The 24484-nt window shown below is 66.5% G+C and carries 25 protein-coding genes; 14 read left to right on the forward strand and 11 right to left on the reverse strand.

What is annotated here, in order from left to right; all coding sequences use genetic code 11:
* Nucleotides 1–3 precede the first annotated feature (3 nt).
* The 7 genes from rplR to map all read left to right on the forward strand — a co-directional run bounded on the left by rplR (nucleotide 4) and on the right by map (nucleotide 4666).
* Nucleotides 4–408 carry a 50S ribosomal protein L18 gene (gene rplR, locus CA982_RS05965; RefSeq protein ID WP_086534422.1) on the forward strand — a complete coding sequence of 135 codons (405 nt, stop codon included), beginning with the start codon at nucleotides 4–6 and terminating at the stop codon, nucleotides 406–408.
* A gap of 61 nt (nucleotides 409–469) precedes the next feature.
* The gene (gene rpsE / locus CA982_RS05970; RefSeq protein ID WP_086534423.1) at nucleotides 470–1120 is read left to right on the forward strand and encodes a 30S ribosomal protein S5; all 651 of its coding nucleotides are present in this window, start codon (nucleotides 470–472) and stop codon (nucleotides 1118–1120) included.
* 2 nt (nucleotides 1121–1122) lie between these two features.
* Nucleotides 1123–1308, forward strand: a complete 186-nt coding sequence (rpmD, locus tag CA982_RS05975) for a 50S ribosomal protein L30 (protein WP_086534424.1) — start codon at nucleotides 1123–1125, stop codon at nucleotides 1306–1308.
* Nucleotides 1305–1745, forward strand: a complete 441-nt coding sequence (gene rplO, locus CA982_RS05980; RefSeq protein ID WP_004023566.1) for a 50S ribosomal protein L15 — start codon at nucleotides 1305–1307, stop codon at nucleotides 1743–1745. Before rpmD ends, rplO begins: the two co-directional genes overlap by 4 nt.
* Before the next feature lie 205 nt (nucleotides 1746–1950).
* Nucleotides 1951–3279 (forward strand): preprotein translocase subunit SecY, encoded by a 1329-nt coding sequence (gene secY, locus CA982_RS05985; RefSeq protein ID WP_010842208.1) that lies wholly within the window; start codon nucleotides 1951–1953, stop codon nucleotides 3277–3279.
* The gene (locus CA982_RS05990) at nucleotides 3276–3830 is read left to right on the forward strand and encodes an adenylate kinase (RefSeq protein ID WP_004023564.1); all 555 of its coding nucleotides are present in this window, start codon (nucleotides 3276–3278) and stop codon (nucleotides 3828–3830) included. Before secY ends, CA982_RS05990 begins: the two co-directional genes overlap by 4 nt.
* Before the next feature lie 38 nt (nucleotides 3831–3868).
* Nucleotides 3869–4666: a type I methionyl aminopeptidase gene (gene map, locus CA982_RS05995; protein ID WP_086534425.1), complete on the forward strand. Its 798-nt coding sequence runs from the start codon at nucleotides 3869–3871 to the stop codon at nucleotides 4664–4666.
* Between the two features lie 47 nt (nucleotides 4667–4713).
* Here map and CA982_RS06000 read toward each other — a convergent pair whose 3' ends face one another.
* A complete protein-coding gene (locus CA982_RS06000; protein ID WP_244176143.1) occupies nucleotides 4714–6285 on the reverse strand; it encodes an alpha/beta hydrolase in 1572 nt (523 codons plus the stop codon).
* Nucleotides 6236–6865: a hypothetical protein gene (locus CA982_RS06005; protein ID WP_244176144.1), complete on the reverse strand. Its 630-nt coding sequence runs from the start codon at nucleotides 6863–6865 to the stop codon at nucleotides 6236–6238. Before CA982_RS06005 ends, CA982_RS06000 begins: the two co-directional genes overlap by 50 nt.
* 143 nt (nucleotides 6866–7008) lie before the next feature.
* Between CA982_RS06005 and CA982_RS06010 the strand changes: the two genes are divergently transcribed.
* Nucleotides 7009–7611 (forward strand): TetR/AcrR family transcriptional regulator, encoded by a 603-nt coding sequence (locus CA982_RS06010; protein WP_086534427.1) that lies wholly within the window; start codon nucleotides 7009–7011, stop codon nucleotides 7609–7611.
* Between the two features lie 13 nt (nucleotides 7612–7624).
* Here CA982_RS06010 and CA982_RS06015 read toward each other — a convergent pair whose 3' ends face one another.
* Nucleotides 7625–9229: an HNH endonuclease signature motif containing protein gene (locus CA982_RS06015; RefSeq protein WP_244176145.1), complete on the reverse strand. Its 1605-nt coding sequence runs from the start codon at nucleotides 9227–9229 to the stop codon at nucleotides 7625–7627.
* 305 nt (nucleotides 9230–9534) lie between these two features.
* Here CA982_RS06015 and CA982_RS06020 point away from each other — a divergent pair, with 305 nt between their 5' ends.
* The 6 genes from CA982_RS06020 (at nucleotide 9535) to CA982_RS06045 (ending at nucleotide 17195) form a co-directional block, all read left to right on the forward strand.
* A complete protein-coding gene (locus tag CA982_RS06020; protein ID WP_244176146.1) occupies nucleotides 9535–10476 on the forward strand; it encodes a hypothetical protein in 942 nt (313 codons plus the stop codon).
* 52 nt (nucleotides 10477–10528) lie between these two features.
* Nucleotides 10529–12619 carry a bifunctional lysylphosphatidylglycerol flippase/synthetase MprF gene (locus CA982_RS06025; protein WP_086534430.1) on the forward strand — a complete coding sequence of 697 codons (2091 nt, stop codon included), beginning with the start codon at nucleotides 10529–10531 and terminating at the stop codon, nucleotides 12617–12619.
* Nucleotides 12620–12728: 109 nt separating this feature from the next.
* Nucleotides 12729–13643 carry a carbohydrate ABC transporter permease gene (locus tag CA982_RS06030; protein WP_208617892.1) on the forward strand — a complete coding sequence of 305 codons (915 nt, stop codon included), beginning with the start codon at nucleotides 12729–12731 and terminating at the stop codon, nucleotides 13641–13643.
* Between the two features lie 110 nt (nucleotides 13644–13753).
* Complete coding sequence (locus CA982_RS06035) at nucleotides 13754–14590, forward strand: carbohydrate ABC transporter permease (protein ID WP_086534508.1); 837 nt, start codon at nucleotides 13754–13756, stop codon at nucleotides 14588–14590.
* Between the two features lie 111 nt (nucleotides 14591–14701).
* The gene (locus CA982_RS06040; protein ID WP_086534431.1) at nucleotides 14702–16015 is read left to right on the forward strand and encodes an ABC transporter substrate-binding protein; all 1314 of its coding nucleotides are present in this window, start codon (nucleotides 14702–14704) and stop codon (nucleotides 16013–16015) included.
* Between the two features lie 49 nt (nucleotides 16016–16064).
* Nucleotides 16065–17195 (forward strand): ABC transporter ATP-binding protein, encoded by a 1131-nt coding sequence (locus CA982_RS06045; protein ID WP_086534432.1) that lies wholly within the window; start codon nucleotides 16065–16067, stop codon nucleotides 17193–17195.
* Here the strand turns inward: CA982_RS06045 and fdhD are convergent.
* From fdhD to CA982_RS06085, 8 genes are all read right to left on the reverse strand, one after another.
* Nucleotides 17167–18036: a formate dehydrogenase accessory sulfurtransferase FdhD gene (gene fdhD / locus CA982_RS06050; protein WP_086534433.1), complete on the reverse strand. Its 870-nt coding sequence runs from the start codon at nucleotides 18034–18036 to the stop codon at nucleotides 17167–17169. The two genes, CA982_RS06045 and fdhD, sit on opposite strands and share 29 nt — an antisense overlap.
* Nucleotides 18037–18076: 40 nt before the next feature.
* Nucleotides 18077–18526 carry a D-aminoacyl-tRNA deacylase gene (gene dtd / locus CA982_RS06055; RefSeq protein WP_086534434.1) on the reverse strand — a complete coding sequence of 150 codons (450 nt, stop codon included), beginning with the start codon at nucleotides 18524–18526 and terminating at the stop codon, nucleotides 18077–18079.
* A gap of 44 nt (nucleotides 18527–18570) precedes the next feature.
* On the reverse strand, nucleotides 18571–19305 hold the full coding sequence (locus CA982_RS06060; protein ID WP_086534435.1) for an SIMPL domain-containing protein: 735 nt from the start codon (nucleotides 19303–19305) through the stop codon (nucleotides 18571–18573).
* A complete protein-coding gene (locus CA982_RS06065) occupies nucleotides 19302–19694 on the reverse strand; it encodes a phage holin family protein (protein WP_086534509.1) in 393 nt (130 codons plus the stop codon). Before CA982_RS06065 ends, CA982_RS06060 begins: the two co-directional genes overlap by 4 nt.
* 83 nt (nucleotides 19695–19777) lie before the next feature.
* Nucleotides 19778–20548: an ABC transporter ATP-binding protein gene (locus CA982_RS06070; protein WP_086534436.1), complete on the reverse strand. Its 771-nt coding sequence runs from the start codon at nucleotides 20546–20548 to the stop codon at nucleotides 19778–19780.
* Between the two features lie 28 nt (nucleotides 20549–20576).
* Complete coding sequence (locus tag CA982_RS06075; RefSeq protein ID WP_425269037.1) at nucleotides 20577–21581, reverse strand: FecCD family ABC transporter permease; 1005 nt, start codon at nucleotides 21579–21581, stop codon at nucleotides 20577–20579.
* A gap of 80 nt (nucleotides 21582–21661) precedes the next feature.
* The gene (locus tag CA982_RS06080; RefSeq protein ID WP_086534437.1) at nucleotides 21662–22708 is read right to left on the reverse strand and encodes an ABC transporter substrate-binding protein; all 1047 of its coding nucleotides are present in this window, start codon (nucleotides 22706–22708) and stop codon (nucleotides 21662–21664) included.
* 217 nt (nucleotides 22709–22925) lie between these two features.
* Nucleotides 22926–24413: a short-chain fatty acyl-CoA regulator family protein gene (locus CA982_RS06085; RefSeq protein WP_244176147.1), complete on the reverse strand. Its 1488-nt coding sequence runs from the start codon at nucleotides 24411–24413 to the stop codon at nucleotides 22926–22928.
* Nucleotides 24414–24484: the final 71 nt, after the last annotated feature.

Below are 24484 nucleotides of genomic sequence, written 5' to 3' on the forward strand. Positions count from 1 at the left end.
GCCATGAGTGAGACAGCTACCAAGACAGTTCGCAAGCCCGTCGGCAAGGACGTGTCGACGCGTCGTCGCAAGGCGACCACCAACCGACACTTCCGCCTCCGCAAGAAGGTCAGCGGAACCCCGGCTCGTCCGCGTCTCGCGGTCAAGCGCAGCTCGCGCCACATCCACGTCCAGCTCATCGACGACCTGGCCGGCAAGACGCTGGCCGCGGCCTCGTCGATCGAGGCCGACGTGCGTGCGGCCGGCGGCGACAAGTCGGCCCAGGCCCGCAAGGTCGGCGAGCTCATCGCCGCCCGCGCCAAGGCTGCCGGCGTCGACGCCGTCGTGTTCGACCGTGGCGGCAAGGACTACCACGGCCGGATCGCAGCGCTCGCCGATGCCGCCCGCGAGGGAGGCCTTGCCTTCTGATGAGCACAAGCCTGATGACAATCTTCACCAGCATTACCCACATGACCGGAGGGAACCTCTGATGCCCGGACGTCAGCGTGACGGCGGAAACGGACCCGCCGGTAACGACAACAACCAGAACAACGCAGGCGGCGGCAACGACCGTCGTGGCGGCGGTGGCCGTGGCGACCGTCGCGATCGCGGCGGCCGCGACCAGGACCGCAACCAGCTCGAGCGCGTGGTGACCATCAACCGCGTCTCGAAGGTGGTCAAGGGTGGACGTCGGTTCTCGTTCACCGCTCTCGTGGTCGTCGGTGACGGCCAGGGCATGGTCGGCGTCGGCTACGGCAAGGCCAAGGAAGTTCCGGCCGCGATCCAGAAGGGCGTCGAAGAGGCTCGCAAGAACTTCTTCCGCGTCCCGATGATCGGTGCCACCGTGACCCACCCGGTTCAGGGTGAGGCCGCTGCCGGTGTCGTCATGCTGCGCCCGGCCAGCCCCGGTACCGGTGTCATCGCCGGTGGCGCGGTGCGTGCCGTGCTCGAGTGCGCGGGCGTCCACGACGTCCTCGCCAAGAGCCTCGGCTCGGACAACGCCATCAACGTCGTGCACGCCACCGTCGCGGCTCTCAAGATGCTGCAGCGTCCCGAAGAGGTCGCAGCCCGCCGTGGTCTGCCGATCGAGGACGTCGCTCCGGCCGGTATGCTCCGCGCTCGCGCAGGACAGGGGGTCTGATCATGGCTCAGCTGAAGATCACCCAGGTCAAGGGCACCATCGGTACCAAGAGCAACCAGCGTGACAGCCTGCGGACCCTCGGACTCCGGGGTATCCGCCAGACCGTCACCCGCGAGGACACGCCGATCAACCGCGGCCTCATCAACGCGGTTCGTCACCTCGTGACAGTCGAAGAGGTTCAAGCATGACCATCAAACTCCATCACCTTCGCCCCGCTCCGGGGTCGAAGACCGACAAGACCCGCGTGGGTCGCGGTGAGGGGTCCAAGGGTAAGACCGCCGGTCGCGGCACCAAGGGCACCAAGGCACGCAAGAACGTGCCCGCCGGCTTCGAGGGTGGCCAGATGCCGATCCACATGCGGCTGCCGAAGCTGAAGGGCTTCACCAACCGCAACCGGATCGAGTACCAGGTCGTCAACGTGGGCGACATCGCCCGCCTGTTCCCGCAGGGCGGCACCATCGGCGTCGACGAGCTCGTCGCGGCCGGCGCCGTTCGCAAGAACAAGCTGGTGAAGGTTCTCGGCGACGGCGACCTGTCGGTCAAGGTCGACATCACCGCCGACAAGTTCACCGCTTCCGCCAAGGAAAAGATCGCCGCTGCCGGCGGCAGCGTCACCGAACTCTGACGGACACACACCGCGGTCGGGCGGCAGCATCGCTGCCGCCCGACCGGGGCGTTTCGGTGTGACTGTTAGAGTCTCAGACGTTGTCCGCCGGACACACCCAAGATCGCCGCATCCCGAAAGATCATCGTCGATTGCCGAGCACACGGGGACCGGGTCGCCTCGACCCGGGACGTACGCCTCGCGTGGTCGTTCCTAGGAGGAGTTAGTGCTTTCCCCCCTCTTCGCGGCCATTCGGACGCCGGACCTGAGGAAGAAGATCCTCTTCGTTCTCGGCATCATCGTCCTGTATCGGCTGGGTGCGACGGTCCCGTCCCCGGGCGTCGACTATCAGGCCGTTCGGGCGTGTCTCGACGAGGTCTCGTCCGGTGAGTCGAGCTCGGTCTACTCCCTGATCAACCTGTTCTCCGGCGGCGCGCTGCTCCAGCTGTCGGTGTTCGCGATCGGCATCATGCCGTACATCACCGCGGCGATCATCGTGCAGCTGCTCACCGTGGTCATCCCGCGGTTCGAGCAACTCCGCAAGGAGGGGCAGGCCGGACAGGCCAAGATGACGCAGTACACGCGCTATCTGGCTGTCGCTCTGGCGCTGTTGCAGTCGACCGGAATCGTGGCCCTGGCCGATCGCGGCCAACTCCTCCCGCAGTCCTGTGCGACCAGCGGCGAGGTCCTCAACGACTCGAGCATCTTCGGTCTCTCGATCATCGTGCTCGTCATGACCGCAGGCGCCTGTGTCGTCATGTGGTTCGGCGAGCTCATCACCGAGCGCGGCATCGGCAACGGCATGTCGCTGCTGATCTTCGCCGGCATCGCCGCCCGCATCCCGGCCGAGGGTCGCACCATCCTCAACAGCCGCGGCGGACTCGTCTTCGCCCTGGTGTGTGTCGCCGCACTGATCATCGTCGCCGGCGTCGTGTTCATCGAGCAGGGCCAGCGACGCATTCCGGTCCAGTACGCCAAGCGCATGGTCGGCCGGAAGATGTACGGCGGGTCGTCGACCTACCTGCCGCTGAAGGTCAACCAGGCCGGCGTCATCCCGGTGATCTTCGCCTCGTCGCTGTTGTACCTGCCGCAGCTGATCGTCGAACTCACGCGTAATCCCGATGGGACGCAGTCGACCTGGCAGGAGTACGTCACCAGGTATCTGACCGATCCCAGCAACGGTGTCTACATCGCCGTCTACTTCCTGATGATCATCTTCTTCACGTACTTCTACGTGGCGGTGACGTTCAATCCGGAGGAACGCGCCGACGAGATGAAGAAGTACGGTGGGTTCATCCCGGGCATCCGTCCGGGAGCGCCGACCGCCGAGTATCTCGGATACGTGCTCAGTCGCATCACTCTGCCGGGCTCGATCTACCTCGGTATCATCGCGGTACTCCCGAACCTGTTCCTCGAGATCGGCAACAGCGGCAACGTCCAGAACCTGCCGTTCGGTGGTACGGCCGTGCTGATCATGGTCGGCGTGGGTCTGGACACGATGAAGCAGATCAACAGTCAGTTGATGCAACGCAAGTACGAAGGATTCCTGAAGTGAGACTTGTCATTCTCGGCCCGCCCGGAGCAGGCAAAGGCACCCAGGCGGAACTCTTGAGCGAAGCACTCGGGATCCCCCACATCTCGACCGGCGACCTCTTCCGCGCCAACATCTCCCAGGGCACTGCCGTGGGCGTGGAGGCCAAGAAGTACCTCGACGCCGGCAATCTCGTCCCGTCCGAGATCACCGTGGACATGGTTCGTGCCCGCGTCGGTGAGCCGGACGCGTCGAAGGGGTTCATCCTCGACGGTTTCCCACGTTCGACCGAGCAGGCCGACGCACTCAACGACATCCTGGCGAACCTCGACGCCTCGCTCGACGCGGTGCTCTCGTTCGTCGTCGACACCGATGTCGTCGTGGAGCGCATGCTGGCGCGTGGTCGCGCCGACGACACCGAAGAGGTCATCCGCAACCGGATGGACGTCTACACACGGGAGACCGCGCCGTTGCTCGCCTACTACGGCGACCAGGTCAAGACCATCGACGCGGTCGGTGACATCCAGGGCGTTCATCAGCGCGTCCTGAGCGCCCTCGGCGCCGGCGTCTCCTGACCGGCGTCATCTGACCACCGAGAAATCGCTGTTGACGCATGGGTTTTCGTAAGCGCAAGCGCGTCGTTCCGTTCCGCAGTGCGGGCGAGCTCGACGCCATGGCTGCTGCCGGCGCGGTCGTCGGGGCCGCGCTGGTAGCGGTACGCGCAGCGGCGAAGCCGGGCGTGAGCACGCTCGACCTCGACGAGGTCGCCGAGTCGGTGATCCGGGGGGCCGGTGCGGTGCCGTCGTTCAAGGGCTACCACGGCTTTCCCGGCTCCATCTGCAGCTCAGTGAACGACGTGGTCGTCCACGGCATCCCGTCTGCCGATGTGGTTCTCGCCGACGGTGATCTCGTGTCGATCGACTGCGGTGCGATCCTCGACGGATGGCACGGCGACTCCGCCTGGACCTTCGGGGTCGGGACCCTGTCCACCGCCGACGAAGAACTGTCCGAGGCGACCCGGCTCTCGATGGAGGCGGGTATCGCGGCCATGGTCGACGGTGCGCGTCTCACCGACATCTCCCACGCCATCGAACTCGGTACCCGCGCGGCGGAGAAGAAGTTCGGTCGTTCTTTCGGCATCGTCGACGGTTACGGCGGCCACGGCATCGGCCGTGAGATGCACATGGACCCGTTCCTGGCCAACGAGGGTGAGCCGGGGAAGGGGCCGACGCTCGTGATCGGTTCCACTCTCGCCATCGAACCGATGTTGACGCTCGGCACGACGGAGACCACCGTTCTCGACGACGACTGGACCGTAGTCACCGACGACGGGTCCCGCTCCGCCCATTGGGAACACACCGTCGCGGTCACCGCCGATGGCCCTCGGATTCTGACCACTCGTCCGGCGTGAGCCTTACCGCCGGTGCCGGTCGAGCGCCGGCCGGTCAGACTTGACCACTACGCAGGACAGGTCACGTCCTCCTCCGGCATGGTGCCGTCAACCAGATAATCGGTGATGACGTCCTGGGCGCATACGTTCTTTCCGAGTGCGTAGACGCCGTGGCCACTACCGTCGACGCTGAGCAGGCGCGATCGCTCGCCGAACTTCTCGTTGATGCGCTCCCCGTTGACGTGTGGCGTGACTGGATCGCGCTGATGCTGCGCGACAAGAACATTGGTCGGTCCCTCGTCGTCGACGGCCGCTGGTTCCTCGGTTCGGTCGATCTGCCAGTACGCGCATGGCATGATGTTGGCCGGCGCGGCACCATACAGTGGGTACTTCTTGCGGTCGTCCTCGACGGCTTGTTTGTACACCTCGGGGTCACTAGGCCATTCGACATCGTTACACGTCACCGCCAGGAACACCGACCAACTGTTGTCCGAGCCAACAGCGGCCGCGCTGATGGCCAACGGGGCGTCGTTGGGTGCACCGTCGCGCATGGCGATCCAGTTCTGGGCTGTCGCGTCGTAAGAGGACGGGTTGTAGAGAGAGACGAACATGCCCAAACGGAACGTGCGACCGTCGATTCCGTCGACGGGGCTCCGATCGAGTTTGTCCGCGATCGCGAAATACGTATCGCGCACCGCCTCGGGTGTGTTGCCCAGACCGTAGTGGGAGTCTCGATCGGCTGCCCACCGTGCGAAGTCCGGGAATGTGTCCTCCATTCCGCGCGCGTACCTACGCATACCGGCCTGGTCGAGGTGGGTGTCACCGATGTTGCTGTCCAGCACGATTCGGTCGGTGGCGTCCGGGAACATCGATGCGTAGGCGGCGCCGAGTGCTGAGCCGTAGGAGTAGCCGAGGTAGTTGCCCTTCTGCTCGCCCAGTGCAGCGCGGATCCGGTCGAGATCGCGCGCGATGTTCGCCGTCGTGACGTGCCGCATGCGGCCATCGTTGTTGTCTGAGCACCGATTGGCCACCGCCTCAGCGGTTCTCACCTGCTCCGCGAATGCAGCGTCGTCGAAGGCGAACGGCGGGATCGACCCGTAGTATTGGACGTCGGATGAGAAGCCGCAACTGATCGGCGACGAATGCCCGACGCCCCTTGTGTCCATTCCGATGAGGTCGTAGGTGTCGAGCAATTCCGGTGCGATGCCCTGCTGTGTCAGGAACACCGGCTGGTTTAGCCCGGAGCCGCCGGGGCCGCCCGGATTCAACATGAGTGAGCCACGTCGCGCTTCCGGATTCTTCGATGGCAGGCGCGAGATCGTCAGATCGATCTGGTCGCCCTCGGCATCGCGGTAATCAAGTGGCACCTGGACAACGGCGCACTGTAGTCGCGGGGGTCCGGCTCCGGGGTTCTCGACGCCGTCGGGGCACGGCGACCACTGGAGCGGCGTTTGGCTTGGGGGCTGTGCGCTTCCGAGCGGAGGAGCATGGGCGGATGTCATTGAGCACCCGACGACAAGAAGACCTGTCGCCGCGATCGAGGACACTAGTCTAGTTCGCATTGTGTTGGTTGCCTTTCTATTGAGCGGGTCACGTGCCGACTGCGTCGAGCAGCCAGTGGTATCGGAGGCGGAGTGCACGCTCGAAGCTGCCGGCCACCGCACCGATGCCGACAGCCACGTTGAGCCAGAGTGGTAGTCGCACGGGAGATGTGAAAACCCCGATGGACTCCGCGATCGGTGGGATCTGGGAGATTGGTTCGGCGACCTGCAGGATGAGGAGTGCGACGCCGAAGATCAGGAAGGTCACCGAGAGAACGGCGAGGAGCCGGCTGGTGAGTGGGTGGTTCGTCGCCAGTCGAGCGCGACGTCCCTCTGCCGATGCGCGGTCGGGGCTCAGCTGCCGTTCGTGGCCGTTGTCGGCGACGAAGTGGCATCGTTTGATGCCGGACCCGCTCATCGCCACCTGGATCGCGCCGCCGTCGACGGGAAACGTGGCGGGAAGCCGCGAAACCGCGATCTGTTTGTCTGCGCGATAGAGGTCCGCTGTGACCTCGCCCGAACTCTGGTTCTGCCAGTGCCTGATGTCGACGGCGTAGACCTCGTCGAGCCGGAAGAGCGCGCGACCGGGGAGTTGCCACCATCGAAACCGCTGGAGTGGGCGGCCGTCACCAGCTGTCATCCGTTTGGCCATGCGTTGTTGCTTCCACGAGTGGAACACGGCGTATTGCTCCTTTTCACAGCACTAGCACGCTGTACTATTAGACGGTCGAAACACGCTAGCACACCGTGCTAGTACGGTGTGCTAGTGGAGTTGGTGGCGGGTGGCCATTTCGGATGCACCTGGTTAGGGAAAGGGTGACGATGGCGGAGAAGGCGGAGCTGGATTCCAGGGCCAAGGTGCTGATCGCTGCGTGCGAGATGATCGGTGAAGATCCGGCGTCGACGCTGAGTGTGCGGGCGGTGGCGTCGCGCGCAGGTGTGAGCATGGGTTCGCTGCGACATCACTTTCCCACGCAGCGCGCCCTGCGTGATGCGGTTCTGCGGACCATCTACGACGTGGCGACCTCAGGCGACGACGTGATCTATGACCGGTCGGTGCCGGCGCGTGATCGACTTGTGCAGTGCCTGCGGCAAGTGCTTGCGCCAACCGCAGGGGATGAGGCGCGGAAAGGGTGGATCAAGATCTTCGACGCGTTCATCGCCCCCGAGCCGACCGAGGAGACGCGCTCGGCATACCGCGCCATGGTCGCCGAAGGGACTCGTCGGATGGAGCATTGGCTGACGGTTCTGAGCGACGAGGGTGCGCTGGTCGACGGTGACGTGACGCAACAGGCGAGCTACCTGAACGCCGTCGTCAACGGGGTGTCGATCGAGCGGGCTCTGCCGGCTGACTTGTCGATCCTCGAGAGCGAGAACGCCGTTCTGTACCTGGCTGTTGACGCACTTGTGAAGTCCGTCGAATAGTACGCAGGCGTGGTCAGTTTTGCGCGAGGAGTTCGGCGAGACACGCTTCGACGGGGGTGTACACCTGGCCTGGCTTGAGTGGTCGGATGACGATGGGCCGGTAGTCGATGATCGGCCACACGAGGAGTGGGTCGGGGCGTGCTTCTGCGCCGGACATGTTGCGTCCGTGGATCTCTCGCCGCACCTGTTCGAGGTGGGCCGTCAGCCGCGTGGGTATGTCGGGTCGGCGGTTGAGGTGTTCGGGGTTGGGTGGTGCGCCGGGTTCGGCGTTGAGTCGCCAGACGCAGCGGCCTTCGTCGGTGCCGGACCGTGCGATGCGGGTGGTGTACTGGCCCAGTTTCGGGCCGACCATCCGGTTGTGTCGTGGGCAGGCGGGGGCGAGGTCGTCGATGTCGGTGAGTCCACCTTTGGCCCAGTCCTTGTGGGCGTGGTGGAGTTCGACGTGGGTGGCGGGTTGATCGCACCCGGGAGCGGAGCACACTTCGCCGTCGGGGCGGGCGAAGGAGACGAGGCGTTGTTCGCGGGTGGCGAGACGCTTGCCGCGTCCGAAGTGCAGGGGCACGGCGGTGTGATCTTTGAAGATCGCCAGCCACGGTTGGACGTCGGCGGCGAGCGCGATCAGGTCGGGGATGGGTAGCAGGGTGCCGGTGGCGGTGGTGGCGAGTCCGGCTTCGCGGATGAGGTCGGCGAGGTCGGCTTTGATGATCAACTGGACGGGCAGGCCGCGATGGGATTTCCCGAGCAACCCGTCGTCGAGGACTGCTTTGAGTAGGGCGTTGAGTGCGTCGTGGTTGATCTGGGCCGGTGTGCGGTCGTCCCGGTCGGCTGCGGCGGCGAGTTGTTCGGGGTCGGCGTCCTCGACCGACCCGGTCGGCGAATCAGGATCGTTGGGGTTGTTCATGCCGGGTGTGGCCCACACCGCCAACAGCATGGTCACCCGGGCAGCGAGTTCGGGGGTGAGGGTGCCGGTCATCTTCGCGGTGCCGTCGGCGCGTTGCCGGTTGACCCACAGGTTGCGGCGGCGCTTTCGTTCGGTGTCGTCGGTGAGGGTGCCGTCCGGATCGAGGTGGGCGAGGAGCCGCGCACCGAGTTGGGTGATGTCGGCGGGGGTGTGGGCTTCGGCGATCTCGGTCATCTGACGTTCGGCGGCGACTTTCACGTCGTGGTCGACGGTGCCCGGGATGCGGTCGAGGACATCGAGGGCGGCCTGGACGTGGGCGGTGCCCACTGTGCCTTGGGCGAAAGCCTCTGCGAGGCAGGGGTGTTCGGGTGGGAGCTTTTCGCCGCCGAGGCTGGTGCGGGTGGCGGTGGCGTCCATCTGCTTGCGGCGACGCACCGGGTTGGAGATCCGTAGGCGGTGGGTCATGAATTGCGTGAGGGTTCGGCAGCCGGTTGTGCGGGGCAGGTCGCGGGCCTCGGCGTGGTCGATCTGCCGGTCGCCGGCAACGGTCAGTCGTGTGATGGCGCGTTCGGTGGCGGCTGCGACCTCGGTGAGTTCGGCATCGGTGCACGGCGACAGGTCCACGGTCTGCAGTTCGTCAAGGAGGCGGTGAAGGTCGGCCACCAACTCGACCGCACGGGCGGGAGGTAGGTCAGGACCGACAATGGACTCGATCACTGGTGCACCCCCCCGGGTTGGCATTACGTCGAATGTGTGTTCTACAGTACTCGCGATCATTCTGTAGCGCAACGCTTCTGGGCGAGTCTATGGACGACTCATTGTGTCGGTGGTCGGTGATATGTGGCTGACGGGTGACCCTTCTCGGTTGAGCACCGGTTGGCCTCCCAGCCCATAAATGACTCGGCGCATTGCCTCGGCTTCGTTACCGTGGTCGGGTGGACTTGGCGCGAGAGATGCTGGCGTCACCGCGGGGCCGCTTCTTCTGTGCAAGCGTGGCCTTTCGGTGCACGACGGACGAACGCGTGAACCGGCATCGTTCCCCCAATTCGCTGCCGGAGGTACGGGCAGCGGTCAAAAGCGTTGACCTGGAACGTCTCGACCTGATGTCCGAGGTGGACATCCTGGACTCGCTCGGCTACGCGGTGGACTTTGCGCGGTACTGGCAGCCTCCCGATGTCGATGACATCCTCTACGCCGCACCGGAAGTCGTCGAAATGCTCGCTCCGATCGCGGAGGCGGTGCTGCGGAATCCGGCCTGCTCGTGGTGGGACGACCCGATCGACCCCGAGCACCAGCGCATGATTGCCTACCCGTTCGGGAACGAGACATTCCCGGAGTCCACCGCGCCCTATCGCAGCCAGGGGGTGGGATGGGGCGAGTGGCGTGCCCATCTCGAAGCCGGGGAGGCGCGCGCGCAGCGCCAGTACCGACGCGATCCTCATCGCGCGATCAGCGGCGAGTGGTGGTCGACGCCGTACGCAGTTGGGGTGGCGCAGACGACGCGTGCTCGGGAGGGTCTCGGCGCGCTCCAGCTCATCGCCGAGGAAGACACCTTGATCGGCGACGAGGCCCGGGTCTGGGCACTGTCGGTCGCCGAACGCGTGCGCGTGTACGAGATCAGTGCGCCCGATGACTGGGCCCGGCTCGTCGATAGATACCCACTCGAGGTGACCGCCTCGAAGCGGTGGGACTGGTACAACACCACCGGGAGTCACCAGCGGTGGTTCATGCCCGACTGGGAAGCGGTCGCCGACGACTACGACGCCGTGCACGTGAGCGTCACCGGTTACCTCGGGAGCGCCGGGATCGCCATCCCGCTCGAGACACGGGACGGTGCAACCGTGCTGGCCGGCTGGGGTCCGGACGCGACGTGGTGGCTCGACCCCGGTGCCCTCCGCATCGACGATGTACCCGTGCTGTGGCGTCGCGACGACGAGCGCTGGTTTCCGACCTCGCAAGCGTGACCGATCACCCCGATGACCATGTGGGGGCTGCCGGGCCGTCGTACCGTTGACCATGCACTCTGACGTGTCCTGGCTCACCGTCGTGCGACGGCTTCCGTTCACCGTCGCGCTCGCGGCTGCCCTGTTGATCGTCGGCGCGACAACCGGATCGCTGTGGGGTCGGGCGTCGGACAAGTCGTGGTACCGCGAGGTGGCGTTCGGGCTCCCGTCTCTTCGGGAGGGGCGGTGGTGGACGCCGGTCAGTTCCGCGTTCGTCGAACCCGGACCCTGGCTGTATCTGCTGGCGCTGGTGGCGATCATCATCGGAATGGGTTGGGCCGAGTGGCAATTGGGCACCGTGAAAGCCGTCCTGGTCGGTGTGGGTGGCCACCTGATCGCATCCCTGCTGTCGGTGTTGCTGGTGTGGTTGCTGTCCTCGGGGGTCACGTCGTGGCGCTGGGCCGAACAGCTGGCGGACTCGCGGGCCGCCGGCGTTGGAGCGCTGGTGGTGTCGGCGGTCGCGGTGGCCTCGGCCACCGTTCGTTCTCCATGGCGGCTTCGCGTCCGGGTCCTGCTGGCGGCGATCGTCTCGGTCGCGTTCCTGTTCGAGGGAACCCTGGCCTCGGTCGAGTACGTCCTCGCGGCGGTCATCATGCTGATCGTCGGCGAGAAGTTCTTCGCCACCAACGAGCGCGGCTGGGTTCCGCGTACGCGCCGCGAGGTTCGGATGCTGGGGTGTGCCGCGCTCCTCATCATCGCGGGTGCGAACCTCTTGGTGTTCCTGTTCCCGGGCAGCGGACCGCTTGGTCCGACCGACTCCGGGGACGACTCACTGTTCACGATGCTGATCGGCCTCGTGATCAACGTGCTCATCGCTGACCAGCTGCGGCGGGGTAAACGGTGGGCGTGGTGGGTGGCCGTCGTGCTCGGTGCGCTCAACGTCGTCGCGACCGTACTGGCAGTGGTCCTCGTCGTGTTCACCGACGTGTCATCGGAAGGTGCGGTGACACTCGGAACCACACTCCTGTGGGTCATGGTCCTGGCCATTCTCATACCGGGCCGTTTCGCCTTCGCAGTGCCGTGGCGCGTCCGGCAGGTCGGTACCTCGGGCGAGGTGGACGATCCGGTCGGTCGCGTCGGGCAACTGCTCCGCGTGCACGGCGGCGGCACGATGTCGTGGATGACGACGTGGCCGGGCAACAGCTACCAGTTCACCGGGGATGCCGATGACCTCCACGACCAGTCCGTGGTCACCTATCGCCAGCATGTCGGCACGATGGTGGCGCTCGCCGACCCGGTGTGTGCGCCCGACCGGCTACCCGACGCCGTCGATGCCTTCGTCGAACTCGCGGAGAGCTCCGGCGCCACACCCTGCTGGTTCTCCATCGGCCCGGCGACCTCGGAGATCGTGACGCGGCGCGGATGGCTCAGTGTGCAGATCGCCGAGGACACGATCGTCGATCTGCCCGGACTGGAGTTCAAGGGCAAGCCGTGGCAGCACGTGCGGTCGGCGATGAACAAGGCCACCAAACAAGACATCTCGATGCGGATGGTCTCGCTGGCCGACGAGTCGTTCGCGGTCAGGACCCAGGTACGCGCGATCTCGGAGGAATGGGTGGGGGACAAGGGACTGCCCGAGATGGGCTTCACCCTGGGCAGTGTCGAGGAGGCGATGGACCCCGCGGTACGCGTCGCGCTCGCGGTGGATTCGTCGGGCAACGTACACGGCGTACTCTCGTGGTTGCCGGTGTTCGCGCCCGGAGGCGACATCGCGGGGTGGACACTCGACATCATGAGGCGCCGGACCGACGGATTCGGGCCGGTTGTCGAGTATCTCATCGCGTCGTCCGCGGTCGCTTTCAAAGACGAGGGCGCGCAGTTCATCTCGCTGTCCGGCGCGCCACTGGCCAGGACCGGCGAGTTCGACGCCGAGCCGCTCGACAAACTGCTCGACACCCTGGGGGCCGCACTCGAGCCGTACTACGGGTTCCGGTCGCTGCACACCTTCAAGAAGAAGTTCAATCCCCGTTACGAGCCGGTCTATCTCGCCTTCCGCGACGAATCCGATCTCCCGCGTATCGGGGTGGCCGTGTCGAGGGCATACCTGCCCGACGCCACCACGGGTCAACTGGTCCGGCTGGCGGCGTCACGAGGGGACGGCTGACCGGTTCGTCGCGGCCCGCTCGCTTTCACTCCCGGCTGTGAAGTCACCGTTCACCGGATTCGTTGCCTGAGTTCACCATCCCGTCGTCTGCCGCGGACAGACTGCGCCAGTGCCATCGGTCGACGAACATGTGCTGCCCGCAACGGGGCGGCGTCCCTGGCGGAGCTATGGGCTGTTCCTGCTGCTCGTCGTGCCGAACCTGATCCTGCTCGGCGTCTTCACCTATCGTCCACTCATCGAGAACGTCCGGATGTCGTTCTACGACTGGAACATCGCCGAACCGAGGGCGACGTTCGTCGGGATCGACAACTACCTCGAATGGTTCACTCGTGCCGATTCCCGGGTGATCGTCGCGAACACGGTGATCTTCACGGTCGCGGCGGTCGTCGGGAGCATGGTCGCGGGCCTCGCTCTCGCACTGCTGCTCGACCGTAAGCTCCGCGGCCGCAACCTGGTTCGATCGATGACGTTCGCCCCGTTCGTGTTGTCGGGAGCGGCGGTGGGCATCGCCTTCCAGTTCGTCTTCGATCCCAGCTTTGGCCTGATCAACGACTTGATGCAACGGCTGGGGATGGGGTCGGCCCCCGACTTCTACCAGCAACCGTCGTGGGCGCTCTTCATGATCACGGTGACCTACATCTGGAAGAATCTCGGTTACACCTTCGTCATCTATCTGGCTGCCCTACAGGGTAAACGGATGGATCTCGACGAGGCGGCCGCGATCGACGGTGCGCGGTGGTGGACCTACTTCCGCAAGGTGCTTCTCCCGCAGTTGCGACCCACGACCTTCTTCCTGTCGATCACCGTTCTGCTCAACTCCCTACAGGTCTTCGACATCATCAACGTGATGACCCGGGGCGGTCCGCTGGGCAACGGCACCACCACGATGGTCTATCAGGTCTACGAGGAGAGCTTCGTCAATTTCCGTGCCGGTTACGGCGCGACGGTCGCGACCGTGATGTTCGTCGTCCTGCTGGCCATCACCGTGATACAGGTGCGCATGATGGATCGGGGTGCACGGTGAGACCCGTAGCGACGAAGCCGACGGCGACAACCTCTGTGGCGACGGCGAACATGCTCACATCCAGGGGTGGGGCCACAGGCCCGAACCCGGTGCGCGGCGATCGCTCGACCATGTCACCGGCGACACGACGACGGCTGGCCGACGCCTGCGGATACGCGGCGATGGCGCTGGTCCTGATCGTGATCGCCCTGCCACTGGTATGGATTCTGCTGGCCTCGCTCAAGGACCGCTCGGAGATCTACGTGCAGCCCGCCGTGTGGTGGCCGTCGACCTGGCGTCCCGAGAACTACGTCGAGGCGACCACATCGGTCCCGTTCTGGACGTATCTGCGCAACTCCGTCATCGTGACCGGGATCCTCGGCGTGGCCAAATTCGTACTGGGCGTGCTGAGCGCCTACGGACTGGTGTTCCTTCGTTTTCCGGGAAAGAACATCGTGTTCGTCGTCATCATCGCCGCACTCATGGTGCCGAACCAGATCACCGTGATCACCAACTACGCTCTCGTGGCGCAACTCGGGTTACGGAACACCTTCATCGGCATCATCCTGCCGCTGGCCGGGGTCGCGTTCGGAACGTTCCTGATGCGCAACCACTTTCTGTCGATCCCGCCCGAGATCATCGAGGCCGCACGGATGGACGGGGCCGGTCACTTCCGGCTCCTCACCCGGGTGGTGCTCCCGCTGTCGATTCCCACGATGGTCGCGTTCGCGACCATCACCCTGGTCAACGAGTGGAACGAGTACCTCTGGCCGTTCCTGATGGCGGACGACTCCACGGTCGCCACGCTGCCCGTGGGGTTGACCCTCCTGCAGAACAGTGACGGTCTCACCAACTGGGGCCCGGTGATGGCGGCGACCGTGCTCGCGATGCTGCCGATGCTCATCCTCTTCCTGGCCCTGCAACGACACATGATCAAAGGCCTCACCTCCGGGGCGGTCAAGGGATGACGCGCCGACCGCCGGGACCGAGACCTCGGCCGGCGATCCGGACCGACCTTCCCGGAACGGGATTTCCAGAACCAGACTCCCAGAACGAGACTCACCGACAGGAGACGACACATGATCAACATGTCCCGGCGCGGATTTCTGGCCGCGTCCGCGACGGCCGCGGCGAGTGCGCTGGTGGCCGCCTGCGCCGGCAGCTCAGGGGACGGCGGTTCGGCCTCGGGCGACGCCTCGAAGCTGACGTTCTGGTCGAACCACCCGGGTAAATCCGTCGAGGTCGAGCGGGAGCTGATCTCGCGATTCGAAGCGGCGAACCCCGGTCTCTCCGTGCAACTCGTCGACGCCGGCAAGAACTACGAGGAGGCGGCGCAGAAGTTCAACGCCGCGCTGTCCGGCGGCGCGGTGCCCGACATCATGATCCTGTCCGACGTCTGGTGGTTCAACTTCGCACTGATCGGCGCGATCGCACCTCTCGACGACCTGTTCGGTCGTGCGAACGTGAACACCGCCGACTACGTCGATTCGCTGGTGGGCGACTACAAGTGGAACGGGCAGACCTGGGCGTTGCCGTATGCGCGGTCGACGCCGCTGTTCTACTACAACAAGGACGTGTGGCGCCGTGCCGGACTGCCCGACCGCGGGCCGGCGACCTGGGACGAGTTCGACGACTGGGGTCCCCGAATCCAGACCGTCGTCGGCGGTGACAAGCGCGCACACGGTTGGGGCAACGCCACCGACTACCTCGCCTGGACCTTCCAGGGGCCGACCTGGACCTTCGGCGGCGCGTACTCCGACGATTGGACACTGGAGTTCACCGAGCCGAGAACCGTTGCCGCCGCCCAGTATCTGAGCGATTCGATCAACAGCAAGCGGTACGCGAAGATCTCCAACGACATCGCCGGCGACTTCAGCGCCGGGATCATCGCATCGACCATCGCGTCGACCGGCGACCTGTCCGGGATCACCGACAACGCGGGTTTCGAGTTCGGCACGGCGTTCCTGCCTGCCCCGCAGGGGGTCTCCGGGTGCCCGACCGGCGGCGCCGGGCTTGCGGTCCCGGCCAAGCTGTCCGACGAACGGAAGGTGAACGCACTGAAGTTCATCGAGTTCATCACCAACACCGAGAACACCGCCTACTTCGCGCAGAACGTCGGTTACATGCCGGTGCGGAAGTCGGCCCAGGACGATCCGTCGATGGTCGCGTTCCTGGAGAAGAACCCGAACTTCGCCACCGCCATCGAACAGCTGCCGCGGACGCAGCCGCAGAACTACGCGCGGGTCTTCGTCCCCGGCGGAGACAAGATCATCGGCACCGGTTATGAACGGATCGGACTGCAGAACGCCGACGTCGCCTCGACGCTCGCCGACACCCAGCGGCAGATCGCGCAGATCTACGAGGCGCAGATCAAGCCGAAGCTCCCGGCATGAGCGACGACATCACCGGGACCGTCACACGATGCGGGCGGGGAGGCCGGCCGTGGCCTCGGTGACCTACGACAGCGCGACACGGCGGTTCGCCGACGGGCAACAGCCCGCGGTCGATTCCCTCGATCTGGCCGTCGACGACGGCGAGTTCATGGTGCTCGTGGGACCGTCGGGATGCGGCAAGTCCACGAGCCTGCGTATGGTCGCGGGTCTGGAGTCGGTCGAATCCGGTGCGATCCTGATCGACGACGTCGACGTCGTCGGGATGGCGCCGAAGGCCAGGGACGTGGCGATGGTCTTCCAGAACTACGCCCTGTACCCGAACATGACGGTCGCCGACAACATGGGCTTCGCGCTCCGCAACGCCGGGATGAGCAAGTCCGACACCGCGGCCCGGGTCCGCGAGGTGGCCGAGATGCTCGAGCTCACCCCGCTTCTCGGCCGCAAGCCGGCGAAACTGTCCGGCGGGCAACGGCAGCGGGTGGCGATGGGGCGGGCGATCGTGCGGCGTCCCAAGGTCTTCTGCATGGATGAGCCGCTGTCGAATCTCGACGCCAAACTGCGGGTGAGCACGCGCGCCCAGATCGCGGCGATGCAGCGCGAGCTCGCCATCACGACGCTCTACGTGACACACGACCAGGTCGAGGCGATGACCATGGGTCACCGGGTGGCGGTACTCGACTCCGGTGTGCTGCAACAGGTCGGCACCCCGCGGGAGATCTACTCGCGACCGGCGAACCTGTTCGTGGCGTCGTTCATGGGCTCGCCGCAGATGTGCCTGATCGACGGCCGGGTCGACGCGGGTGTCGTGCGGCTGGGCGGGGCCGAGGTCCGGGTTCCGTCCTCGGTGCGCTCGGCGCTGCCGTCCGCCGACGTCGTCGTCGGTCTCCGCGCCGAGTCGTGGCAGGTGTCGGCGGCGCCGCAAGCCGGGACCCTCTCGGCGACGGTCGATCTCGTCGAAGAGCTGGGGGCCGAGCAGTTCGTCTACTGCAGCGCGGACCTGCGACTGCGCGGCAGCCGCATCGTGGTGCGGGTCGACCATCGCCGGACCATCGAGGCCGGTGATGTGATCGGGCTGACCCCGGAGGTCGACGAGACGTACTGGTTCGACCCGGTCAGCGGTGTCGCGCTCGATGACCCGCGGCGTCACGACCTCAGTGCGGGACCGAGGCGATCTCGCTGACCGTGGCGCCCGTCTGGTGGGAGATCCGGTCGGGCCGCGAGTAGACCACCATCGACTCGCCGCGGGAGAAGCCGACGAGTGTGATGCCGAGGTCGTCGGCCGCGTCGGCCGCCAGTGACGACGGTGCCGACACCGCGCAGAGCATCGGGATTCCCGCCATCGCGGCCTTCTGGACGAGTTCGAAACTCGCGCGGCCGGAGACCTGCAGGATCGTGTTCGACAGCGGCAACCGGTCGGCGAGGACACCCCAGCCGATGACCTTGTCCACGGCGTTGTGCCGGCCGACGTCCTCGCGCACGGCGAGGAGCCGTCCGTCGCCGGTGAAGAGCGCGGCGGCGTGGAGACCACCGGTCTTGTCGAAGACGCTCTGCTCGGCGCGCAACCGGTCGGGCAGGTCGAGGACCGTTGCGGCGGCGACGGTCATCGTGTCGGCCTCGGGATCGTGAACGGATGCGGTGGTCACCGCGGCGATGCTGTCCTTGCCGCAGATCCCGCACGCGCTCGTGACAGCGTTGGCGCGGACCAGCTCGGGCCCGGGCGGCGGCACGTGCGTGGCGAGGGTGGCGTCGACGACGTTGTACGTGTTCGCGCCCTGGGCGTCGGTGCCGGCGCAGTAGCGGGCCGTCGAGTAGTCGGCGCCGGTGGTCACGACGCCCTCGGAGACGAGGTAGCCGGCGACGAGTTCGAAGTCGTCGCCCGGGGTGCGCATGGTGACCGTGAGTGTGCGTCCGCCGACCCGGATCTCGAGCGGTTCCTCGACGGCCAGCGTGTCGGCGCGCTGCGTCGGCTCCGCACCGCGACGGATGCGGGTGACGCGGCGGCGCGCGGTGATTCGTCCCACGACCCCGACGATAGTCGTGCGACGGATCGTCCCGACGGTCTCAGACGTCGAGCACGAGGGTGACCGGACCGTCGTTGACGAGAGCGACCTCCATATGCGCGCCGAAGCGGCCGGTGGCGACGGTGGCGCCGAGTGAGCGGAGCGCCTCGACGACCGCCTCGACCAGGGGTTCGGCGACCGGTCCGGGTGCGGCCGCGTTCCACGACGGCCGCCGGCCCTTGGCGGTGGCGGCGTAGAGCGTGAACTGGCTGATGACGAGGATCGGGGCGTCGAGGTCGGCGGCGGCTCGTTCGGGTCCGTCGCCGCCGTCGAAGATCCGCAGGCGCCAGATCTTGTCGGCGAGGCGGACCGCGTGGTCGGCCGTGTCGTCGTGCGTGACCCCGACGAGTGCGACGAGGCCCGCGGTGCCGGGCACGATGTCGAGTTCACCGACGACTTCGTCGTCGACGCTCACGCTGGCTCTGCTGACTCGCTGGAGAACGGCTCGCACAGGACCTCCGATGTCAGGTGCGGTTGCACGGATAGGGGGAGGTTTCAGTCGAGCGCGAAGGTGACCGTGACGGTGAAGGTGAGTTCCTGCTCGCCCGGTTCGACGGGCACGGGTGCGGCCGCGACGTCGCGCTCGAACGTGCCCGGCGAGACGGGCTGCTCCTGGCCGCTGGTGCTCTCCTTGATGGTGAGGACATCGCCGAGGGAGTCGCCGGCGAGTCCGGCGTATTGCTCGGCGCGGCCACGCGCATCGGTGAACGCGGCTTTACGTGCCTTCTCGAGGAGTTCCGAGTCGTCGTCGATGGCGAAGGCGACGTTGTTGATCCGGGTGTTGTCGCCGCCGGCCGTCGCGGCGGCGCTCAGCACGGTCGACGCCGTCGAGATGTCGCGGATGGTCACGCGGATCGTGTTGGTTGCCGTGTACCCGCTGATCTGGCTCGAGCCGCCGGGTGCGGGACTCGAGTACTGCGGGTTCACCGACACCTGCTGCGTGGCGACGTCCTTGCGCTCGACTCCTGCCGCGACCACCGCGTCGGTGACGGCGGTGACCTTGGCACTCGTCTCGTTCAGCGCGGTGGTCACGTCGGACGCGCTCGCCTCGACGCCGATGTCGGCCCGCAGCGTGTCCGGCGCGCCGCTGACCTGACCCGAACCGACGACGGTCACCGACCGTGGCTGCCCGCCGGTGTCGCTGCCACATCCCGCCGCCAGCAGGACGACGCCGGCCAGGGCCACGAGGACCGTCACGGTCCGGAACGCGGGGCGCGAGGGAGCGTTCATCGGTCGGCCGGATCCCGCATCAGCAGGGCGAGCAGCCAGCCGACGACCGATACGACGATCGCGCCGAAGATCGCCGACCAGAAGAAGTCGTCGACCTCGAGCCCCCAGTGCGTGGTGTTGCGGGTGATCCACGCGGTGAGTTCGAGCATCGCGGCGTTGATGACGATGTGGATCAGCCCGAGCGTGAGGATGTAGAAGGGTATCGCGATGATCTGCACGATGGGTTTGATGATCGCGTTCAGGACACCGAAGATCACGGCGACGACCAGCGCGATACCGACCTTCTCGGCGGTCGTCGAACCACCCACGAAGTCGATGCCGGGAACGATCAGCGTCGCGACCCACAGCGCCACCGCGGTGAGCACGGTGCGGACGAGGAAGGCAAGCATGGGCGACAGTCTGCCAGCTCGGGGTGGTTCGGCGGCCGTACGCGGACCGGTGTCGCGCGTCGCGGACTCGACACGCGCGATTCTCATGGGCCCAGTACGTGTCTGGCCCAGTTGACGTGCGGGACCCCCTTGTCGACCGTGATGTGGGCGCGAACCGAGTACACACTCTCGACCAACTGTTCGGTGATGACTTCGGTCGGGGTTCCCATGGCGACGATCGAGCCGCGATCGAGGACGACGACGCGGTCGCAGAACACCGCTGCGAGGTTGAGGTCGTGCAATGCGATGTAGCTGGTGACCGGGAGCTTCGACACCAGCGCGAGGATGTCGAGTTGGTGTGAGATGTCCAGGTGGTTGGTCGGCTCGTCGAGGAGCAGTTCGTCGGGCTGCTGGGCGAGGGCTCGTGCGATCTGGACGCGTTGGCGTTCGCCGCCGGAAAGCGTGTGCCATCGGCGGTGGCGGTGCCGGAGCATCCCGGTGTGCGCGAGCGCCTCGTCGATGGCGGCGGCATCGGCGACTCGGTCGCCTCCGAAGGTGCCGCCGTGCGGGATGCGCCCGAGCCGGACGATGTCGCCGACGGTGATGTCGATGTCGGTGTCCGCGTGTTGTTCGACGGTGGCGACCCTTCGGGCGATCTGACGTCTCCGTAGGGTTCGGATGTCGGTGCCGTTCAACAGGACGCGGCCCGTGTCCGGTGTGTGGACGCCGGCGAGTATCCCGAGCAGAGACGACTTCCCGGAGCCGTTCGGTCCGAGGAGACCGATGGTCTCCCCGGAGGTGGGCTCGAAGGTGACCTCGTCGAGGACCAGGTGGCCGCCGCGGCTCCATCCGATGTTGTTGACCTGCAGCGGCATCAGCGCACCGTCCGTGCCACGAGCTGCCTCACGGAGTGCCCCGCATCCGGAACAGGATGATCGCGAAGGCGGGAACCCCGATCAACGCTGTGACGACGCCGACCGGAATCTCCTGTGGTGCGAAGAGGGTTCGTGCGGCCGCATCGACCCACACCATGAACACCGCGCCGATCACCGCGGTTGCGGGTAGCAGGCGCCCGTGGCGCGGGCCGACAAGGAATCGGGCCGCGTGCGGCAGCACCAGGCCGACGAACCCGATCGCGCCCGCCGCACTGACCAGGGACGCGGTGATCAGCGCGGTCACGGTGAAGAGCAGGAGTCGGACCTTCCGAACGGACACCCCCAGGGCAGCCGCCGCCGTGTTACCGAAGGTGAACGCGTCCAGTGATGAGGACACCATGAGGCACACGGCCATTCCGACGCAGGTGGTCACGCCGCAGACCACGACGTCGGTCCAGTCCGCGCCACTGAGCGAGCCCAACAACCAGAACAACACACCGCGTGTCTGTTCGGCGTTCGCCGAGGACATGACGATGAACGAGGTCAACGCGGAGAACAGCTGGGTGCCTGCGACACCGGCCAGGATGACTTTCGCGGTGCCACCTCCCGCACCCGCTGCCAGCGCGATGACGGTGGCGAATGCGACCACAGCGCCGGCGAATGCGCCGGTGGACAGTGAGATGAACCCACCTCCGATGCCGAGGATCGCCACCAGCACGGCGCCGGTCGAGGCACCAGAGGAGATCCCCAGAACAAACGGATCGGCCAACGGATTGCGAAGTAGCGACTGCATGATGGCGCCGCACAGCGCGAGTCCTGCGCCACAGACCGCTGCGAGCAAGGTGCGGGGAAGTCGGAGTTCCCAGACGATTCCGTCCTGCAACGCGGTCACACCGGATGTGCCGATTCGCCAGTGCTCACCGATGACGGCGTAGACGTCTCGAACCGACAGATCCGCCGGGCCGAAGGTCACCGTCACCGCGATCGAGACGATGAGCAGGGCGATCCCGCTCACGAGCACACCGATGAACACTGCGGCAGAGTCGGACCGTCGCAGGTGCGCCGGTTCGACAGAGGACTCGCCCGTGGTCTCTGGGCCCACGACGTCGGATGTCACGATCGCGGAGTCGCAAGGTTCCAGTCCTGCAGTGCAGCTGCGACTTTCTCGATGCCATCGACGGTGCGGATCGTCGGGTTCAGGTCCGCGCCGTTGACGATGATGTAGCGGCGCTCGCGGACTGCCTGCATCTGGGCGGTGACCGGGTTCTTCTCGAGGAACGCGATCTTGCTGTCGAGCGCATCGCCGTCGATGCTTCGTCGGCTCAGGTCCGCCAGCACCAGTGCGGTGGGATCGCGGTCGGCGACTGTCTCCCACGGCACCTGCGGCCACTCGTCGGTGGTGTCGGCGAAGACGTTGGTGGCGCCGACCGCCGCGGTGATGGCTCCCGAAGAGCCGCAGCATCCGGCCATGTACGGAGTTCGGGTATCGGCGAACCAGTACGCCAGCGTGACCCCGGTCGCGTCGACGGGGTCCGAGGCCGCGCGGACGCGGCCCTCGAGCTCGCCGATGAACTCCTCGCCGCGTTCCTCGACGCCGAAGATCGCCGCGAGCTCTCGGACCTCCTGGTACACGCTGTCCATCGTGTAGGGAGTGGTGCGGGCGCCGTCGGCGTTGGACGCCGAGGACACCTCGCCGTTGCAGCCGTTGTCAGTGGGCGAGAGGTAGGTGGGCACGCCCAGCTTCTCGTACTGGTCGCGACCGTCGGCTCCGCCGTCGCCGATGGATGACCCGAACGAAGCCGTCACGAAATCCGGGTTCGCCTCGAGCACGGTCTCCAGCGACGGTTTGTTGTCGGCAAGCCGGGGGATCGAGCTGTTCGCCTCGGCGAGGTTCTCGCGGACCGGATCGGTCCACGTCGCCGTGCCGACCATCCGGTCGCCGAGCCCCAGCGAGAGCAGGATCTCGGTGGAGGCCTGGTTGAGCGAGACCACCCGCTGCGGCGTGGACTCGACACTGACCGTGCGGCCGCAGTTCTCGATGGTGACGGTGCCGCCGCCTGTGGCTGCGTCGTCGGTGTCTCCGTCCGAGTCGGCGCAACCCGCAAGGATCAAGGTCGCCGCGGCGAAGGGTACTGCGAACCGGGTCGCTGACATGCGCATGGGTCGGGAGCTTTCTGGTGATGGGCCCGCTCGCGGAGCCCAGGTTCAACCTGAGCCGACCGGAGGAGCGATCGGACTCGCATCCAGTCGCCCGTCGGGCGGGATGCTCACCGTTGCGCGTCAGTTCCGGACTTGCACCGGATTCTCTCGACCGATCGGCGCCGCAGAGCGGCCATCGTCACCTTACGCGGCACTGCCCCTGTCCGGTTTGACAGGCTCACCGCTGTGCACGGAGATCCGGCCGACCGGGTGCCGGCCACGGCCGGTAGGGCACGGAGTCACTGACCTCGGGGTCGACGTGGATGGGGCGACCCAGTTGGGGGAAGGCGCGTTGCGGGCACGCGGGGCGGTCGCACACCTTGCACCCGGCGCCGATCGGTACGACGGTCCGGGGATCGGCGAGGTCCACCCCGGTGGAGTAGACCAGGTGCTCGGCATGTGCGACGTCGCATCCGAGTCCGATGGCGAAACTCTTGTAGGGGCTCAGGTATCCGCCGGGCTCGGTGGTGGTGCGAGCGAGCCAGAAGTACGAGCGCCCGTCGGGCATGGCCGAGACCTGGGTGACGACCCGTCCCGGTGTGGCGAATGCGTCGTGTACCACCCAGAGCGGGCAGCTCCCGCCGACCCGCGAGAAGTGGAATGCGGTCGCGGACTGACGTTTCGATATGTTTCCGGCGCGGTCGACGCGCACGAAGATGAACGGTATCCCGCGACTACCCGGACGCTGCAGGGTCGACAGACGATGGCAGATGGTCTCGAAGCCGACTTCGAAGCTGAGGCTGAGCAACTCGATGTCGTAGTGTGCTGCGTCGGCTGCCCGGCGAAAGACCTCGTAGGGCAGCAGCATCGCGCCGGCGAAATAGTTGGCCAGTCCGATTCGGGCAACAGGGATGGCTTCGTCGCTGAGATCCTCCGCGTCGGCGAGGATTTCATCGATCACGTGGGACTGGGTGATCATGGCCAACTGCGTAGCCAGCTGGAAGGCGCGTTGTCCCGCGGTCAACCGTCCCGCCAGATGCACCGTGCGATCGGACGGGTCGAATCGTCGTTTGGGTGTGCGAGCCCGTGCGGCAGGGTCGGGGTCATGCGTGATGGCAACGCGGATGCCGTGGTCGGTGGCGAGCACCTCGGCCAGCTGGAGGTCGAGACCACCGATCGACAGGCCGTGCTCGGTGAATATCCGTTCGGCCGCCAGGTCGAGAACGTCGATGTGATTGCGCCGGTCATAGAAGAAGTCGCGGACCTCCTCGAAGGGCATCGGGGTCGACGGCGGCCGGGCCGGGTCGCCGGATACCTGCGCCCGGTAGTTGTCCATTTCGTTGTCGGCGGCGGCCAGGCGGCGATGCAGGTTCACCAGTGTCGCCCCGACGGCCGGCATCCGGGCGACGAGTTCGGCTATTTCGGCGCGGCTGACGTCGGGGGCGTCGGGCTGAGCGGCCAGGACGTCGGCGAGATCGGCGACGAGTCGGGCATCACCGTCCGGTGCGAAATAGTCGGCGTCGAGGTCGAATTCGCGTGACAATGTCAGCAACACCGGCACCGTGATGGGTCGCTGGTCGTTCTCGAGTTGGTTGACGTAGCTGGTCGACAGGTCTATCCGCCGGGCCAGTGCGGCCTGGGACAGCCCGCGCTCGTCGCGCAGGCGACGAAGACGCGCCCCCACGAACGTTCGCCGCCCAGAGGATCCGCCCACTGTTCTCGCCACGACGACAGCATAACGCGTGCTTCGTCCGCAACATCCGCAAGTTCGCTCGTGCGCGTCCGCAGAAATACGCA

It is taken from the genome of Gordonia lacunae (genome assembly GCF_002149015.1).
Classification (GTDB): Bacteria; Actinomycetota; Actinomycetes; order Mycobacteriales; family Mycobacteriaceae; genus Gordonia; species Gordonia lacunae.

What these genes read in the sequence shown, in the direction of transcription:
- rplR (WP_086534422.1), top strand. Translation starts at nt 4, where the DNA reads ATGAGTGAGACAGCTACCAAGACAGTTCGCAAGCCCGTCGGCAAGGAC.
- rpsE (WP_086534423.1), top strand. Translation starts at nt 470, where the DNA reads ATGCCCGGACGTCAGCGTGACGGCGGAAACGGACCCGCCGGTAACGAC.
- rpmD (WP_086534424.1), top strand. Translation starts at nt 1,123, where the DNA reads ATGGCTCAGCTGAAGATCACCCAGGTCAAGGGCACCATCGGTACCAAG.
- rplO (WP_004023566.1), top strand. Translation starts at nt 1,305, where the DNA reads ATGACCATCAAACTCCATCACCTTCGCCCCGCTCCGGGGTCGAAGACC.
- map (WP_086534425.1), top strand. Translation starts at nt 3,869, where the DNA reads ATGGGTTTTCGTAAGCGCAAGCGCGTCGTTCCGTTCCGCAGTGCGGGC.
- CA982_RS06010 (WP_086534427.1), top strand. Translation starts at nt 7,009, where the DNA reads ATGGCGGAGAAGGCGGAGCTGGATTCCAGGGCCAAGGTGCTGATCGCT.
- CA982_RS06025 (WP_086534430.1), top strand. Translation starts at nt 10,529, where the DNA reads ATGCACTCTGACGTGTCCTGGCTCACCGTCGTGCGACGGCTTCCGTTC.
- CA982_RS06035 (WP_086534508.1), top strand. Translation starts at nt 13,754, where the DNA reads ATGTCACCGGCGACACGACGACGGCTGGCCGACGCCTGCGGATACGCG.
- CA982_RS06040 (WP_086534431.1), top strand. Translation starts at nt 14,702, where the DNA reads ATGATCAACATGTCCCGGCGCGGATTTCTGGCCGCGTCCGCGACGGCC.
- CA982_RS06060 (WP_086534435.1), bottom strand. Translation starts at nt 19,305, where the DNA reads ATGAACGCTCCCTCGCGCCCCGCGTTCCGGACCGTGACGGTCCTCGTG.
- CA982_RS06065 (WP_086534509.1), bottom strand. Translation starts at nt 19,694, where the DNA reads ATGCTTGCCTTCCTCGTCCGCACCGTGCTCACCGCGGTGGCGCTGTGG.
- CA982_RS06070 (WP_086534436.1), bottom strand. Translation starts at nt 20,548, where the DNA reads ATGCCGCTGCAGGTCAACAACATCGGATGGAGCCGCGGCGGCCACCTG.
- CA982_RS06080 (WP_086534437.1), bottom strand. Translation starts at nt 22,708, where the DNA reads ATGCGCATGTCAGCGACCCGGTTCGCAGTACCCTTCGCCGCGGCGACC.